Origin of the sequence: Marinobacter sp. ES-1 (genome assembly GCF_000475255.1) — a bacterium.
GTDB lineage: Bacteria > Pseudomonadota > Gammaproteobacteria > Pseudomonadales > Oleiphilaceae > Marinobacter > Marinobacter vinifirmus.
Genome location: NZ_AXBV01000030.1, coordinates 41,135 through 55,513 on the forward strand (window position 1 = coordinate 41,135; position 14,379 = coordinate 55,513).

A 14,379-nucleotide genomic window follows, 5' to 3' on the forward strand; every position below is an offset into this window, starting at 1 on the left:
CGGGCTTCCTCAGGAAGCCCGTCGGCGGAACAGCGGCACGTCTGTGTCGGCTGCCGCCTGGTAGGTCTGGGAAAAGAAATTCAGGCAACGGGCTGCTTTGGTGGCGTCCTTGTCCGGCCGCAGGGCAAAAGAATCAAAGCCGCAGCGCTTCATGAATTGCAGCTGGTCCAGCAGCACATCACCAATGGCGCGAAGTTCGCCCGAATAGCCGTAACGCTCGCGCAGCAACCGGGCGATGCTGTAACCGCGACCATCCACAAAGCGCGGAAAATTCACCGCAATCAGGGCGGGCTCATGCACCCGTGAGGCCAGTTGTTCCGGTTCATCATGGCTGTCGAACCACACGCCGATATCGTTCCGGCCGGCATAGTGGTCGGCCCCTGCCAGCCACAGATCCACGGGAATCAATGCCGGCTGGCCTTCGGGAATGTCCAGCGACTCCCCGGCTTCAGGGCGGGCAACAATGGCCCAGTTGTCGTTACGAACGCTGCCGTCTGCAGCAATAACCTCAGGCATAAACCCGCTCCTTGAAAGGATCAAGACCGACCCGGCGATAGGTGTCCAGGAAGGTTTCTTCTTCGGTCCGTTTTTCTACAAATACATCGATCAGCTTGGCTACGACGTCCGGCATTTCTTCCCGCGCGAACGAGGGACCAAGAATCTTGCCGATGCTGGCGTCGTGATGTGAAGCACCGCCGAGGCTCACCTGGTAGAACTCCTCGCCTTTCTTGTCGACACCCAGAATCCCGATGTTGCCCACATGGTGGTGACCGCAGGCATTCATGCAGCCGGAGATATTGAGGTCGATCGGGCCGAGGTCATACAGGAAGTCCAGGTCATCAAAGCGGCGCTGGATGGCCTCGGCGATGGGGATGGACTTGGCGTTGGCCAGGGCGCAGAAGTCGCCGCCCGGGCAGCAGATGATGTCGTTCAGGGTATGCAGGTTGGCGGTGGCAAAGCCCATCGGGGTAATGCGCTGCCAGAGTTCGAACAACTGGTCCTGCCGCACATCGGCCAGCACGATGTTCTGCTCGTGGGTAGCCCGCACTTCGCCGAAGCTGTACTGGTCGGCCAGGTCGGCAATCTGCTCGAACTGGGCGTCGGTTACATCGCCTGGCGGTGTGCCGGTCTGCTTCAGAGTCAGTGTGACGATGGCATAGCCCGGTTTTTTATGCTCGTCGACGTTGTGGCTCAGCCACTTGTCGAATTCGCGATTCTCGAACCGCTGCTTGCCCAGCAATTCGCTGGCATTGTCCAGCGATTGATAGTCCGGCTCGGTAAAGTAGCCCTGGAACTTCTCGATGGTTTCCCGGTTGAGGCGGGTAGGGGAATCCTTGATTTCAGCCCACTCGGCTTCCACCTTCTGTGCGAAGCCCTCCGGTGTGAGGGCTTTCACGAGGATCTTGATACGGGCCTTGTATTTGTTGTCGCGGCGACCATAGCGGTTGTACACACGAAGGATCGCTTCGAGGTAGGTCAGCAGGTCCAGTTCCGGCAGGAAGTCCCGGATGACCGGGGCAACCATGGGGGTTCGGCCCAGGCCACCGCCTGCGTGTACCCGGAAGCCCAGCTCGCCCTGATCATTACGCACAATCTGCAAGCCGATGTCGTGAACCTGGATGGCGGCCCTGTCGGTTTTCTCGGAGGCATTCACCGCAATCTTGAACTTGCGCGGCAGAAACGCGAACTCCGGATGGAAGGTAGACCACTGGCGGATAATTTCACAGTAGGGACGCGGGTCGGCGATCTCATCCGCCTGCACGCCGGAGAACTGGTCTGTGGTGGTGTTACGGATGCAGTTGCCGCTGGTCTGGTTGGCATGCATTTCCACTTCGGCCAGTTCGGCGAGGATGTCCGGCACATCTTCCAGCTTCGGCCAGTTCAGCTGGATGTTCGTGCGGGTAGTTACGTGGGCGTAGCCCCGGTCGTAATCCCGGGTAATCCGGGCCAGGCGGCGCAATTGTTCAGAACGCAGCATACCGTAGGGCACGCAGATGCGAAGCATGGGGGCATGGCGCTGAACATAGAGACCGTTCTGGAGGCGAAGGGGAAGGAATTCCTCTTCGGTAAGCTCACCGGCCAGCGCGCGTTCGGTCTGGTCCCGGAACTGGGCCACGCGTTCGGCTGCGATTTGCTTGTCGTGTTCATCGTAAACGTACATAGGGTAACGTCCTGCCTGCTACATCAGAGTGTCTGCATATTCGGGCGCATCGGGGAGCGCCTTATTCCTGGCAGGCAGGATATCATCGTGCTTTTATTCTCAAAATGATTATTTCAACATAACATTATCGATTCAGGCGATAAGCGCGAATGCCTGAAGCTGGACGAATATCAATTAACTGCTTAACTAAGGGGCGTACCACCGGGAATAACAACAGGCAACAGAGGTGAGGGTAACCATGAGCAAATCTGCAGGCTCAGACAGCAAGGCCGATGCCGTAGCCGCCATTCTGCTGGTGATGTTAACAGTGTCGTTTGCCGTGTTCTGGGTGGCCGGCCAGTAACTTACTGCCCGGCCAGTACCAGGTTCACCACAAGGATCAGGCCGCCCACGAAGGCGGCCGTAAACAGTAGCCCTGCGATTATGTAGGGTACAGGGCTGTGGCTGGAGAAGTCTTCCTGCCGCCGGCGGTCGGATTGCACACCAAGGGCGCCGGCCAGGATGCTCTGTATAATTTTCAGAACGCCCGGCGAACCGGGCTTTTTCCCTTTGTTGTCCTTGGTGTTTTTGTTGGCAACGCCACTCATGGTTTAACGCCCTGGTTTATTCGGCAGGATCATAGGCCAGGCTCGGCATCAGCCAGCGTTCGGCTTCTGCCTTTGACAGCCCCTTGCGTTCAGCATAGTCCTCAACTTGGTCTACGCCAATCTTGCCTACCGCAAAATACTTGGCTTCCGGGTGTGCGAAATACCAGCCTGAAACCGCAGCGGTCGGGAACATGGCAAAGTGCTCCGTCAACTCCAGGCTGGTGTTGGCGGTGGCATCCAGCAACTTGAACAGGGTGGCCTTTTCGGTGTGGTCCGGGCAAGCCGGGTAGCCCGGTGCCGGGCGGATACCGCGGTAGCGTTCCTTGATCAGGTCTTCGTTGGCCATTTGCTCGTCAGGAGCGTAGCCCCAGAACTCCTTACGCACCCGCTCGTGCATGCGCTCGGCGAAGGCTTCTGCCAGGCGGTCGGCCAGGGCCTGGACCATAATGGCGCTGTAGTCGTCGTGGGCGTTCTTGAACTCGGTGGTCAGTTCTTCCACGCCAATGCCGGTGGTCACTGCAAAGCCGCCCACATAGTCACCCAGCTGCGAGCTTTCCGGGGCCACGAAGTCAGACAGCGCCATCATCGGCTTGCCCGGTGCTTTCTCGTCCTGCTGGCGCAGGTGGTGCAGGGTGGTCAGTTCCTCGGTGCGGGTCTCGTCGGTATACACCACGATGTCGTCACCACGGCGGTTGGCCGGCCAGAATCCGATTACGCCACGGGCACTGATCCGCTTTTCTTCAATCATTTGCTTGAGCAGTTTCTGGGCGTCGTCAAACAGGTTCCGGGCGGCTTCGCCCCGCTTGGGATCGTCGAAAATCGCCGGGTACTTGCCGGCAATGTCCCAGGAGATGAAGAACGGAGTCCAGTCGATGTAGTCCACCAGTTCGCTCAGGTCATAGTCCTGGAACACCCGCACGCCGGTAAATGCCGGTTTGGCCGGCTTGTAGTTCTCGAAATCGATCTCCGGTGCGCGCGCCCGGGCTTCCTTCAGGGATACCAGCTTGGTGCGGTCGCCCCGGTTTTTGCGGCGCTCGCGGATTTCGTCGTACTCGGCGCGGGCCGCTTCCACGAAGGCGGGCTTGGCGGTCTTGCTCAGCAACTGGGAGGCCACGTTAACGCAACGGGAGGCATCAGACACGTACAGGGCAATGTCGTTTTTGTAGTGCGGCTCGATCTTCACCGCCGTGTGCGCCTTGGAGGTGGTGGCACCACCGATCATCAGCGGAATCTTGAAGTCCAGCCGCTGCATTTCACGGGCAACATGCACCATTTCGTCCAGTGACGGGGTAATCAGGCCGCTCAGGCCGATGATATCGACGTTTTCTTCCTTCGCCTTTTCCAGGATCTTGTCGCAGGGCACCATCACGCCCATATCGATCACTTCGTAGTTGTTGCACTGCAGCACTACGCCCACGATGTTCTTGCCGATGTCGTGCACATCGCCTTTCACCGTGGCCATCAGGATCTTGCCCTTGGCCTGTTGGTCTTCAGACTTCTCCGCCTCGATGTAGGGGATCAGATGGGCTACGGCCTGTTTCATTACCCGGGCGCTCTTCACCACCTGGGGCAGGAACATTTTGCCGTCGCCGAACAGATCACCGACCACGTTCATACCGTCCATCAGCGGGCCTTCGATCACCTCGATCGGATGGCTGGCATTCTGACGACAGGCTTCGGTGTCTTCGATGATGAAGTTGGTGATGCCTTTAACCAGTGCGTGCTCAAGCCGCTTCTCAACCGGCCATTCGCGCCAGGCCAGGTCTTCTTCCTTGGCCTGGCCGCCTTTGCCCTTGAACTTCTCGGCCGCTTCCAGCAAGCGGTCAGTGGAGTCTTCGCGGCGGTTCAGCACCACGTCTTCCACCAGTTCTTTCAGGTCCGGCTCGATTTCATCGTAAATCACCAGCTGGCCCGGGTTTACGATACCCATGTTCATGCCGGCTTTGATGGCGTGGTACAGGAACACCGAGTGGATGGCTTCACGCACGGCATCGTTGCCGCGGAACGAGAAGGACACGTTGCTCACGCCGCCGGAAATGGATGCGTGGGGCAGGTTCTCTTTGATCCAGCGGGTGGCGTTGATGAAATCCACTGCGTAGTTGTTGTGTTCCTCGATGCCGGTGGCAATGGCAAAGATGTTCGGGTCAAAGATGATGTCAGCGGGGTTGAAGCCGATGCTGGTCAGCACATCGTAGGAGCGCTTGCAGATCTCGGTCTTGCGCTCGTAGGTATCGGCCTGGCCGTCTTCGTCAAAGGCCATCACCACCACGGCGGCGCCGTAGCGCATGCAGTCTTTTGCCCGTTTGATGAACGCCTCTTCGCCTTCTTTCAGGCTGATAGAGTTCACCACGGCCTTGCCCTGGATGCAGCGAAGGCCGGCTTCGATCACTTCCCACTTGGAGGAGTCGATCATGATGGGCACGCGGGAGATGTCCGGCTCGGAGGCCACCAGGTTCAGGAAGGTAACCATTGCCTCCTTGGAATCCAGCATGCCCTCGTCCATGTTGATATCGATAATCTGGGCACCGTTTTCTACCTGATCCCGGGCAACGCTGAGGGCCTCTTCGTACTGCTCTTCCTTGATCAGGCGCAGGAAACGCTTGGAGCCGGTCACGTTGGTGCGCTCACCCACGTTGATAAATAGGGTGTTTTCGTCGCCGGTAAATGGCTCAAGGCCGGCCAGGCGCAGGGCCTTCGGGCGCTCGGGAATTTGCCGGGGCGGATATTTCGCGACGGCGTTGGCAATGGCTTCAATGTGTTCCGGGCGCGAACCACAGCAACCGCCGATGATGTTCAGGAATCCGTCTCTGGCGAAGCCTTCGATGATCTCGGCCATTTCTTCCGGGGTCTGGTCGTACTCACCGAACTCGTTGGGCAGGCCGGCGTTGGGGTGGGCGGAGACATAGGTTTCCGCTTTGTTGGACAGTTCTTCCACATAGGGACGCAATGCATCCGCACCCAGGGCGCAGTTCAGGCCAATGGAAATCGGCTTGGCGTGGGCTACCGAATTGTAGAACGCCTCGGTGGTCTGGCCCGACAGAGTCCGGCCGGAGGCGTCGGTTATGGTTCCGGAGATCATGATTGGCAGTTCAATGCCGGAATCTTCGAAGAACTGCTGGGTGGCGTAGATAGCGGCCTTGGCGTTCAGGGTGTCGAAAATGGTTTCAATCAGGATGATGTCGGAACCACCTTCCACCAGGCCTGACACCGCCTCGTAATAGTTATCCACCAGAGTCTGGAAATCGACGTTGCGGTACCCCGGGTTGTTGACATCCGGCGACAGCGACGCCGTGCGGGAGGTGGGGCCCACGGCACCCGCCACAAAGCGGGGCTTGTCGGGAGTCTTCGCGGTGTATTCATCAGCGATTTCCCGGGCCAGCCTGGCCGAAGCCACGTTCAGCTCCCGGGCCAGATCTTCCATGCCGTAATCGGCCTGGGACAAGCGGGTAGAGTTGAAAGTGTTGGTTTCGATAATATCGGCGCCGGCATCCAGGTATTCTGCGTGGATGTTGCGCAGCAGGGCAGGCTGGGTAAGGTTCAGCAGGTCGTTGTTGCCCTGGACTTCCCGATCGTAGTCTTTGAACCGGTCGCCACGGAATGCGGCTTCATCCAGTTTCTGGTTCTGGATCATGGTGCCCATGGCGCCATCAAGAACAATGATGCGTTCCTTGAGTGCCTTTTTAAGCTGGTCCAGACGGGTATTGCGATCGGTCATAGGGAAATCTTCCGGATGTCGTGAATAACGTCTAATACGGTTAATGGCGCGGGATCATAGCAAAAAGCGAGCAGTTCGTCTTAGTACGGATGATCATTATCAAGTGCCTTGGCGTGCCCGGCAGTCAGCCGGGTTATAAGGGAAACTGATTAGCCCGATTAATGCCCGACTATTTTACTTGGTCTTTTAAGTTCCTGCGAACTCTCCTAAAATGGAGGCCACATTTGAAAACAGGTAGGAAACATGGCTCTGGTAACTGTTACTGATTCTGCAAGGGATTACCTTGCACAACTGATCGAAAAGCAGGACGTTGAAGGTATGGGGGTTCGTATCTTTGTAACCCAGCCTGGCACCCGAAATGCCGAAACCTGCCTTGCCTACTGCCCGCCGAATGAAATCGTCCCCACCGACGAAACCGTAGACCTGCAGAAGTTTACTCTGTACCTGGATCATAACTCGGTACCGTTCCTGGAAGATGCCTATGTGGATTATTCCAAGGACCAGATGGGCGGCCAGCTGACCATCAAGGCGCCGAACGCCAAGGTGCCCCAGGTTTCCGATGATGCGCCACTGCCAGACCGAGTGAATTATGTGCTCGCGTCTGAAATCAACCCCAACCTGGCGGCCCACGGCGGCGATGTCTCACTGGTAGAGATCGTTGAGGAGTCTGTAGCGGTGCTGCGATTCGGCGGCGGCTGTCAGGGTTGTTCCGCGGTGAGTCTGACACTCAAGCAGGGTGTCGAGAAAACCCTGAAAGAGCGCGTGCCGGAAATAACTGCCGTGCGTGACGTAACAGACCACACCAATACCGAAAACGCTTACTACCAGTAAGCGACTTCTGTGGCAGGCTGCCTTCCGAGCCCGGGCAGCCTGCCCCAGACTCCCCTCCGCCGTGGCTACACGGCCAATGCCCGCGGCAGTCTCCTGTTTCATTATTTCCCCCATCAACAGAATGACAGTGCATTGACTCGGGGTAAGTCTTGTCGGACCTAACACTTCTATCCGTTCCAGTGATGGCTGCCGTGGTTGGCTGGTTTACCAACTGGCTGGCCATTCAGATGTCGTTTTACCCGGTTCAGCGTGTCGGGTTCGGCTTTGTTGGCTGGCAGGGCGTGATTCCCCGCAAAGCCGAGAAAATGGCGCACATCTGCATCGACCGCACCCTGCAGCATTTTGGCGACCTCAACTCGGTTTACCAGAAGCTCGAGCCCCAGCGCATTGTCCAGCAGGTTCTCAGCCAGGTTTCACCGCGCATGGACGAATACATCGATGAGGTGATGTACGAAGTGCAGCCGGTGCTCTGGGACAACCTGCCGATGTTTGTGAAAGAGCGCATCTACCAGTGGGCGCGACAGCAATTGCCATCGCGCATAGAGGAGCTGGTGGAAGATTTTTGTGACGACCTGGACGACCTGGTAGACCTGAAAGCGCTGCTGAGCCGTGAGCTCCAACACCATCCGGACCTGATGAATCGCATTTTCAAACGGGCCGGCGCGGTGGAGTTGCAGTCGGTGATCAACCGGGGGGGCTTGATCGGTGCCTTGTTGGGCGCTCTGCTGGTGCCATTCTGGGTGACCTACCCGCAGCCGTGGGTGTTGCCGGTGGGTGGCTTTGCCATCGGTTTTATCACCAACTGGCTGGCCATCAACCTGATTTTTGCCCCGCTCAGGCCGCGCCGGATGCTGTTCTGGAAGTTTCAGGGCCTGTTTTTGCAGCGACAGGACGAAATCAGCGAGGTTTGGGCACAGCTAGTAGCGGAAGAGCTGATTACGGTCGAAAAAGTGGCCGATGCGATGATCAACGGCCGCCATGGCGCCCGCACCCGCTCCATTCTGCAGAAGCACCTGCGCCCGATGCTGGATAACTCCATGGTCATGCGGCTGGCTGCGCAGGTTACCGTGGGTATGTCCGGTTATACCGACCTGAAGCGGGCCATGAACGACAAGGCGATACTGGCTACCCGGGATGTCTTCTCTGACCCGGAGTTCAACAAGGAGAGGGCCCCGGTCGTTGCCGGTGTGCTGGCGGATCAGATGAAAGCCCTCAAACCCGAAGAGTTCCAGGAAATCCTGCGCCCGGCGTTTCGGGAAGAGGAAATCCAGCTGATGCTGATCGGTGGCTTGTTCGGGGCGATTGCGGGCTTTATCCAGTTTGTACTGATTTGATCGCAGCCCAGGCTTACAGGCAATTGGTGGGGCGGGGCAGGCCTGCTATCCGGCACGCGGTTTTGGCCGGTGTGCCGGGGAACAGCTGCATCAGGTAGATGCTGTTGCCTTTTTCTTCGCCCAGAGCTTCCTTTACCGCCTTTACGAACAGCCGGTTTGATGGCGGCGACATTTCGTGTGTTTTATAAAAACCTCTTAGAAACTCTATGATTTCCCAGTGGTTTTCCGATAGATCTATTTTATCATCTGCAGCAATCTGGCGGCCCACCTCTGGTGTCCACTGATTGGCGTCTTCCAGGAACCCTTCGTTATTGCGGGGCGGCATGTCAGTTATGGGCATGGTTTACCAGCTGATGATGCGTGAATGTTTGGTGGTCAGGCGTACCAGTTCGGCGTAGTCGATCGTGCCTGTCCGGGCTTGCTCATTTAGTGCCCTGGCGTCGGCATCCGCTTTCATGGCCTTGCAGGCGTCAGGCAGGGTAACGGACCGATCGGTCAGGGCAAGTACCGCGTCTTCGGCAAGTACCAGCTGATCGCCTTCCTTGATGGCCTGGAGGCAAGTTTCAAACCGGGGGTGCCCCGGTGGCTTGTTCAGAATGTGCAGTGTCGGGTTTGCTGGCTGCGTGCTTGTCATTATCTTCCTGCCTCAGCCCGCAAAGGCCACGTTACTGTGGGCGTTTATGACGTCTTGCAGGTTGTCGGCGAGGGTGACACCGGAAACCAGTTGCTCCGGCCCAAGCCCAAAGCGCTGGCACGACGCCGCGTCTGCAAGGATTTCTTCCACGCCAAACATGGGCGCTGCCGAGAGGTTTTTCTCCACGGATTTCTGACCAATGCCATCTGGAGCCTGTTGCTTGCGCAGCCAGTTGACCCCGGCGCCGGTAAAGAGCAGGGCGGCAGGCTGGTCGAAAGCGGCCAGCGAGAACACCATGTCCAGGGCCTCGCGCCCGGCCCAGTTACCATATGGGGGCTGGTCTACTATGATCAGCGTGCTCACCGTCAGTTACTCCCGTGGAAATAGATAACCCGGTCCGATTTCACATTACCTTCCACCCATTCACCAAGGCCGGCAATGCCAAACGGCTCCAGCAGGTTGTTGCCGGGCAGTTCGTAGCGGGCCTGTTCGGTATCATCAATGATTCCGCGGCGCAGCGCCGAGGCAATACAAACGGTGGCCGGAATGGCGTTATCAGCCAGGAAGCCGGCCCACTGCTTCGGCCAGTTCACCTCGTCAGAGGGTGGCGTGGCCAGCGCCGAGGCCAGCAATACGCCTTCGCCATACAGGAATACCCGGTCAATCTGGTGGCCCGCAACAACCAGTTCCCGGGCAAAGGCCAGGGCGCTCTGGGGGGCCTGGGAAGACCAGGGGGCTCCGGTGATTACGAGGGTGTAGCTCAGTGGTGTCATGGCGTTCTGCACCCGGGAGTGAATCTTGAGGATTTGCAGTGTACCTAAAGCAGAAACCCCGGCAAAGGCCGGGGTTTCTGGAAGCGAGGGACTGACCGGAGATCAGTCTTCGCCGTTGAATGCCGCCAGCAGGTGCAGCAGGCTGACAAACAGGTTGTAGATGGACACATACAGGCCAACAGTGGCGATGATGTAGTTACGCTCGCCGCCTTTGATGATCTGGCTGGTTTCAAACAGGATCATGATGGAGGCGAAGATGGTGAAACCTGCAGACACCGCCAGGTGCAGGGCAGAGCTTTCCATGAAGAACGCCAGCAACATGGCACCGATCAGCACAAATGCGCCAGCGGTCAGGAAGCTGGACATGAAGCTGAAGTCTTTCTTGGTGATGATGGCTGTCGCAGACAGGCCAACAAAGGCTACTGCTGTCAGCGTCAGGGCCTGGGCCACAATCTGGGAGGCGCCGGCCGCCACAAACGAACCGATGATCGGGCCAAGGGTATAACCCATGAAACCGGTCAGGGCGAAGGTGGTTACGATGCCCCAGGGGCTGTTCTTCAGCTTATAGGTGGCAAACAGCAGCCCGATGTAACCCACGATGGTGATCAGGAAGCCCGGATGAGTGCCGTTCATGTTCAGGAACGCAGTCAGGGCAGAGAAGGCAAGGGTCATGCCCAGCAGCATGTAGGTGTTCCGTAGTACCTTCATGGCATCATCGCTGATACCCGCGGCAACCCGGCTGGTGTCCCGGGCCGTCTCGTAGGCAGCCTGATTGTTCTGAACGCCGAAACGTCTGTCTTCCATTGTCATCTCCGTTTAGTGAAACTGGATACTTTGTCCCATCATAATGTTGAATCCGCAACTTTCAATCATTTACGACAGTAATTCGCCTTCTGGATTCCATTAAACCGCTGTAATCTTGTTTATGGATTGTTCAGAAGCTCCGGAATTTACATCGTTTTTTCTACAGGGCGTTGACAGCACAGGCAAATCCGGTATCATTCCACCCGCTGTCGCAAGGCAGCTGAGGAAAGGCGAGTCGTCGCCGATCCAACAAGACGGTGGGCTGGCAGAGTGGCTGAATGCAGCGGTCTTGAAAACCGCCGACGGTTAATAGCCGTCCCGGGGTTCGAATCCCTGGCCCACCGCCATTTTTCTCTCAGACATACCTTCCCGAATACGCATTTTCCTCCGCTTTACCAATCAATTCCGATTTTGCCGTACACTCATTGCTGAACCGTTTACCGAAAACAGCAGGTGTCGCTATGGACGAACATCAAACTCCTGAAACCGAAAACGAACGCAAGAATCGCCGCTTTGCCGTGTCTGCCAATCGGGGCAAGGCCAGCCATCGCATTCGTTACGTGGAAACGGGTGGGGCGGCAGTGGATGCTGAAGAGTGCACCTTCTGCCAGGCGGTACCGGACCTGGAAGACGACGCCAACGTAAAATCAACCCGGGTAACCGGTCATTCGCACCCTGCCGAGTAATCAGGGGCTTCCGTCGGTTTCCTGGTGCCGGGCTTTATGCCGCTTTGCCGAGTGCTGTCCGTATGGCGCGAACGGCTTCAAGGGCGGCTTCGTTGTCGCCGTGAACGCACAGGCTGTCGGCGGGTAAATCCAGCCATTTGCCGGTAGCGCTGGTGACTCCGCCTTGGCGGGCAAAAGACAAGGCCTGCTTTACGATCAACTCCGGGTCTTCGTGCACAGCTCCAGCCTGGCGGCGGGACACCAGTTGGCCCAGATCGTCGTAGGCGCGGTCGGCAAAGGCTTCCAGCAGCAACGGCACACCCAGGTTCTCAGCCAGGGCCTGATGCTCCCGATAACCCAGGGTTACCGGAATCATCAGCGGCAGGCCTTCGCGGAAGGTCCGTACCGCTTTCATAACCGCTGCCAGGGTGTCCTTATCCTTCATCATGTCGTTGTTGAGGGCGCCGTGGGGTTTTACATAGCTCACGGCCAGGCCTTCGCTGCGGCACATGCCCTCCAGTGCCCCTAACTGATAGAGCATCAGGGCTTCGATTTCATCCGGGGTGTGATGGATGGAGCGTCGGCCAAAGCCTGGAAGGTCGTGATAGGAAGGGTGGGCACCGATTTCAACCTTGTGCTGTGCTGCCAGTACCAGGGTGTGCCGGATCACCATCGGGTCTGCGGCGTGAAAGCCGCAGGCTACGTTCGCCATATCAATCAGCGGCATAACCAGGTCATCCTGGCCCATCTGCCAGGCACCATAGCTTTCGCCCAGATCACAGTTCAGCTTCATGGCACCCCCTCCTGACGCTATCGGCCCGCTCAGAGGTCGTCCCGGCCGGGCCAGGTTGCCTGCTTGCGCTCGCTGGCCAGCGCGGCCCTCTGCTCAAGCACTTCCGGTCGGCTTTCAGGTGCGGCCCAGCCCTGCAGGTTATCTTCTACCAGTTGCACCAGTGCGTCTATATGGCCCTGGGTGGCGTTCAGGCAGGGGATGTAAGCAAAGCCTTCGCCGCCGGCTTCCATGAAGTATTCGCGGTTCTCTTCGTTGATTTCCTCGATGGTTTCCAGGCAATCGGAAGAGAAGCCGGGGCAGAACACATCTATGCTCTTCACGCCTTTGCCCGGCAGGGCTTTCAGGGTTTCGTCGGTATAGGGCTGCAGCCACTCTTCACGCCCGAAGCGGGACTGGAACGTGGTCATGTATTCGTCCGGCTTGAGCGCCAGTCGCTCGGCCAGCAGGCGTGAAGTCTTGTGGCATTCGCAATGGTACGGGTCGCCCCTCTGCAGGTACTTGAGCGGCACCCCGTGGTAGGACAGGATCAGCTTTTGCTTGCGCCCGTGCTCGGCCCAGTGGCTCTCAATGTGCTTCGCCATGGCTTCAATGTAGGGAGGGAAGTCATGGTAGTGGGAAACAAACCGGAAATCCGGCAACCAGCGCCGCTTGGTGAAATCGGCAGCAATGGCATCAAAGGTAGAGGCCGTGGTTGAGGCTGAATACTGGGGGTAAAGTGGCAGCACCAGAAGCTTGCGCACACCTTGTTCCTGCATCTCGTCCAGTACGCGGGCAATAGACGGGTTGCCATAACGCATGGCAAAGCCCACTACCACGTCGTTGCCGTATCGAGCTTGCAGGGCTCTGCGGATACCCTCTGCCTGGTTGGCGGTGTGGATCAGCAGGGGTGAGCCGTCTTTGTCCCACACGCTGGCGTAGGCTTCAGCACTTCTCTTCGGGCGGATGCGCAGAATAATGCCATGCAGGACCAGCCACCAGATGGGGCGGGGAACTTCAACCACCCGGGGGTCCCACAGAAATTCCCCGAGATACCTGCGCAGTGCCGGGGTGGTGGGGGCATCCGGGGTGCCCAGGTTGGTTACCAGAACGCCAAGGCGCTCCGACTGCTTGTGGCTGAAGTTCTCTGTCCCTTTGTATGGCATTGAAGCTTTCCGGTGTTGGGTAGTTAGTGCTGGTCTGCCTGCTGCTTAAGCCGTGGAATCAAGCCGGTAATGTCGTAGCCGGCCCGGTGGGCCCTGGTCAGGATTTCCCGTGGGTCAAGCTCGCGAGCGGCGCTCAGGGCCCATAGTACGGTACAGCGGGTGCCAGATCGACAGAAAGCGAATACGGGTTTGTCGGCATCCCGGATCATCGGCGCAAAGTTGTCGACATCCGCATCGGTAATGTTGCCGGACTCCACTGGCAGGTAGACCCACTTGAGCCCGTGCTCGGCGGCAGCAGCTTCAATATCGGCCATGGAAGGCTGGCCGGGCTCTTCGCGGTCCGGCCGGTTGGCAACCAGGGTTTTAAACCCCAGGCGGGCGATTTCTGCGACATCCTGCACCGCAATCTGCGGTGCTACGGAGATGTTGTCATCGATCTTTCTGATTTCCACTAGCATTCTCCAACGTTCTGTCAGGCGGCATCGCTGCCGGCGAATTTTCGATCGGTTTCAGAGCCGGCCCGGGCGCGATTGCGCTCGAGTACCTCGAACAGTGCCATGCCGGCCACCATGGAAGCCACGAACACGGCGCCTTTGATCTCACCGGCGCCCAGTGCCACCAGCCCGGGGCCCGGGCAGAAACCGGCAACGCCCCAGCCGATGCCGAACATCATACTGCCGATAACCATGCGTTTCTCGATTCGGTTATTGGTCGGCAACTTCATGTTAAAGCCGAGGAACGACAGGGTGCGTTTACGGGCGACTGCGAAAGACACCAGCCCAACGATGATGGCGCCCCCCATCACAAACGCAAGGGAAGGATCCCACAGGCCGGCGATGTCGAGAAAGCCCAGTACCTTTTCAGGGTTAGCCATGCCGGAAACAATCAGGCCCATACCGAAGACCAGGCCGGCGAACAGCGAAGCAAACGAGTATTTCAT

General features: G+C 58.1%; 16 protein-coding genes and 1 tRNA gene. 4 read left to right on the forward strand and 13 right to left on the reverse strand.

Annotation, left to right across the window (positions count from 1 at the left end):
- Nucleotides 1–9: 9 nt before the first annotated feature.
- From Q668_RS03320 to metH, 4 genes are all read right to left on the reverse strand, one after another.
- On the reverse strand, nt 10–516 hold the full coding sequence (locus tag Q668_RS03320; RefSeq protein WP_022988182.1) for a DUF934 domain-containing protein: 507 nt from the start codon (nt 514–516) through the stop codon (nt 10–12).
- Complete coding sequence (locus Q668_RS03325; RefSeq protein ID WP_022988183.1) at nt 509–2,161, reverse strand: nitrite/sulfite reductase; 1,653 nt, start codon at nt 2,159–2,161, stop codon at nt 509–511. Before Q668_RS03325 ends, Q668_RS03320 begins: the two co-directional genes overlap by 8 nt.
- Before the next feature lie 344 nt (nt 2,162–2,505).
- Nucleotides 2,506–2,748 (reverse strand): DUF2970 domain-containing protein, encoded by a 243-nt coding sequence (locus Q668_RS03330; RefSeq protein ID WP_022988185.1) that lies wholly within the window; start codon nt 2,746–2,748, stop codon nt 2,506–2,508.
- A gap of 16 nt (nt 2,749–2,764) precedes the next feature.
- Nucleotides 2,765–6,463 (reverse strand): methionine synthase, encoded by a 3,699-nt coding sequence (gene metH / locus Q668_RS03335; protein ID WP_022988186.1) that lies wholly within the window; start codon nt 6,461–6,463, stop codon nt 2,765–2,767.
- Nucleotides 6,464–6,706: 243 nt separating this feature from the next.
- Here metH and nfuA point away from each other — a divergent pair, with 243 nt between their 5' ends.
- Both nfuA and Q668_RS03345 read left to right on the forward strand, forming a co-directional pair.
- Nucleotides 6,707–7,294 (forward strand): Fe-S biogenesis protein NfuA, encoded by a 588-nt coding sequence (nfuA, locus tag Q668_RS03340; protein ID WP_022988187.1) that lies wholly within the window; start codon nt 6,707–6,709, stop codon nt 7,292–7,294.
- 149 nt (nt 7,295–7,443) lie between these two features.
- Nucleotides 7,444–8,628 carry a DUF445 domain-containing protein gene (locus Q668_RS03345; protein WP_200861339.1) on the forward strand — a complete coding sequence of 395 codons (1,185 nt, stop codon included), beginning with the start codon at nt 7,444–7,446 and terminating at the stop codon, nt 8,626–8,628.
- Between the two features lie 13 nt (nt 8,629–8,641).
- Here Q668_RS03345 and Q668_RS03350 read toward each other — a convergent pair whose 3' ends face one another.
- The 5 genes from Q668_RS03350 to Q668_RS03370 form a co-directional block, all read right to left on the reverse strand.
- Nucleotides 8,642–8,968 carry a TusE/DsrC/DsvC family sulfur relay protein gene (locus Q668_RS03350; RefSeq protein WP_036219080.1) on the reverse strand — a complete coding sequence of 109 codons (327 nt, stop codon included), beginning with the start codon at nt 8,966–8,968 and terminating at the stop codon, nt 8,642–8,644.
- A 3-nt stretch (nt 8,969–8,971) separates the two neighbouring features.
- The gene (gene tusB / locus Q668_RS03355; RefSeq protein WP_022988190.1) at nt 8,972–9,262 is read right to left on the reverse strand and encodes a sulfurtransferase complex subunit TusB; all 291 of its coding nucleotides are present in this window, start codon (nt 9,260–9,262) and stop codon (nt 8,972–8,974) included.
- 12 nt (nt 9,263–9,274) lie between these two features.
- On the reverse strand, nt 9,275–9,625 hold the full coding sequence (locus Q668_RS03360) for a DsrE family protein (RefSeq protein WP_022988191.1): 351 nt from the start codon (nt 9,623–9,625) through the stop codon (nt 9,275–9,277).
- Nucleotides 9,626–9,627: 2 nt separating this feature from the next.
- The gene (gene tusD, locus Q668_RS03365; RefSeq protein WP_022988192.1) at nt 9,628–10,035 is read right to left on the reverse strand and encodes a sulfurtransferase complex subunit TusD; all 408 of its coding nucleotides are present in this window, start codon (nt 10,033–10,035) and stop codon (nt 9,628–9,630) included.
- A gap of 102 nt (nt 10,036–10,137) precedes the next feature.
- On the reverse strand, nt 10,138–10,839 hold the full coding sequence (locus Q668_RS03370; protein WP_022988193.1) for a Bax inhibitor-1/YccA family protein: 702 nt from the start codon (nt 10,837–10,839) through the stop codon (nt 10,138–10,140).
- Nucleotides 10,840–11,095: 256 nt separating this feature from the next.
- Here Q668_RS03370 and Q668_RS03375 point away from each other — a divergent pair.
- Both Q668_RS03375 and Q668_RS03380 read left to right on the forward strand, forming a co-directional pair.
- Nucleotides 11,096–11,186, forward strand: a tRNA-Ser gene (locus tag Q668_RS03375).
- Nucleotides 11,187–11,300: 114 nt separating this feature from the next.
- Entirely contained in the window at nt 11,301–11,525 is a 225-nt protein-coding gene (locus Q668_RS03380; RefSeq protein ID WP_022988194.1) for a hypothetical protein, read from the forward strand.
- A gap of 34 nt (nt 11,526–11,559) precedes the next feature.
- Here Q668_RS03380 and Q668_RS03385 read toward each other — a convergent pair whose 3' ends face one another.
- The 4 genes from Q668_RS03385 to Q668_RS03400 are packed head-to-tail and all read right to left on the reverse strand — an operon-like array spanning nt 11,560 to nt 14,379.
- Nucleotides 11,560–12,297, reverse strand: a complete 738-nt coding sequence (locus Q668_RS03385; RefSeq protein WP_022988195.1) for a 5-oxoprolinase subunit PxpA — start codon at nt 12,295–12,297, stop codon at nt 11,560–11,562.
- 29 nt (nt 12,298–12,326) lie between these two features.
- Nucleotides 12,327–13,439 (reverse strand): ferrochelatase, encoded by a 1,113-nt coding sequence (gene hemH / locus Q668_RS03390; RefSeq protein ID WP_022988196.1) that lies wholly within the window; start codon nt 13,437–13,439, stop codon nt 12,327–12,329.
- 23 nt (nt 13,440–13,462) lie between these two features.
- A complete protein-coding gene (locus tag Q668_RS03395) occupies nt 13,463–13,891 on the reverse strand; it encodes a TIGR01244 family sulfur transferase (protein ID WP_036219100.1) in 429 nt (142 codons plus the stop codon).
- Between the two features lie 20 nt (nt 13,892–13,911).
- Nucleotides 13,912–14,379: a YeeE/YedE family protein gene (locus Q668_RS03400; protein WP_022988198.1), complete on the reverse strand. Its 468-nt coding sequence runs from the start codon at nt 14,377–14,379 to the stop codon at nt 13,912–13,914.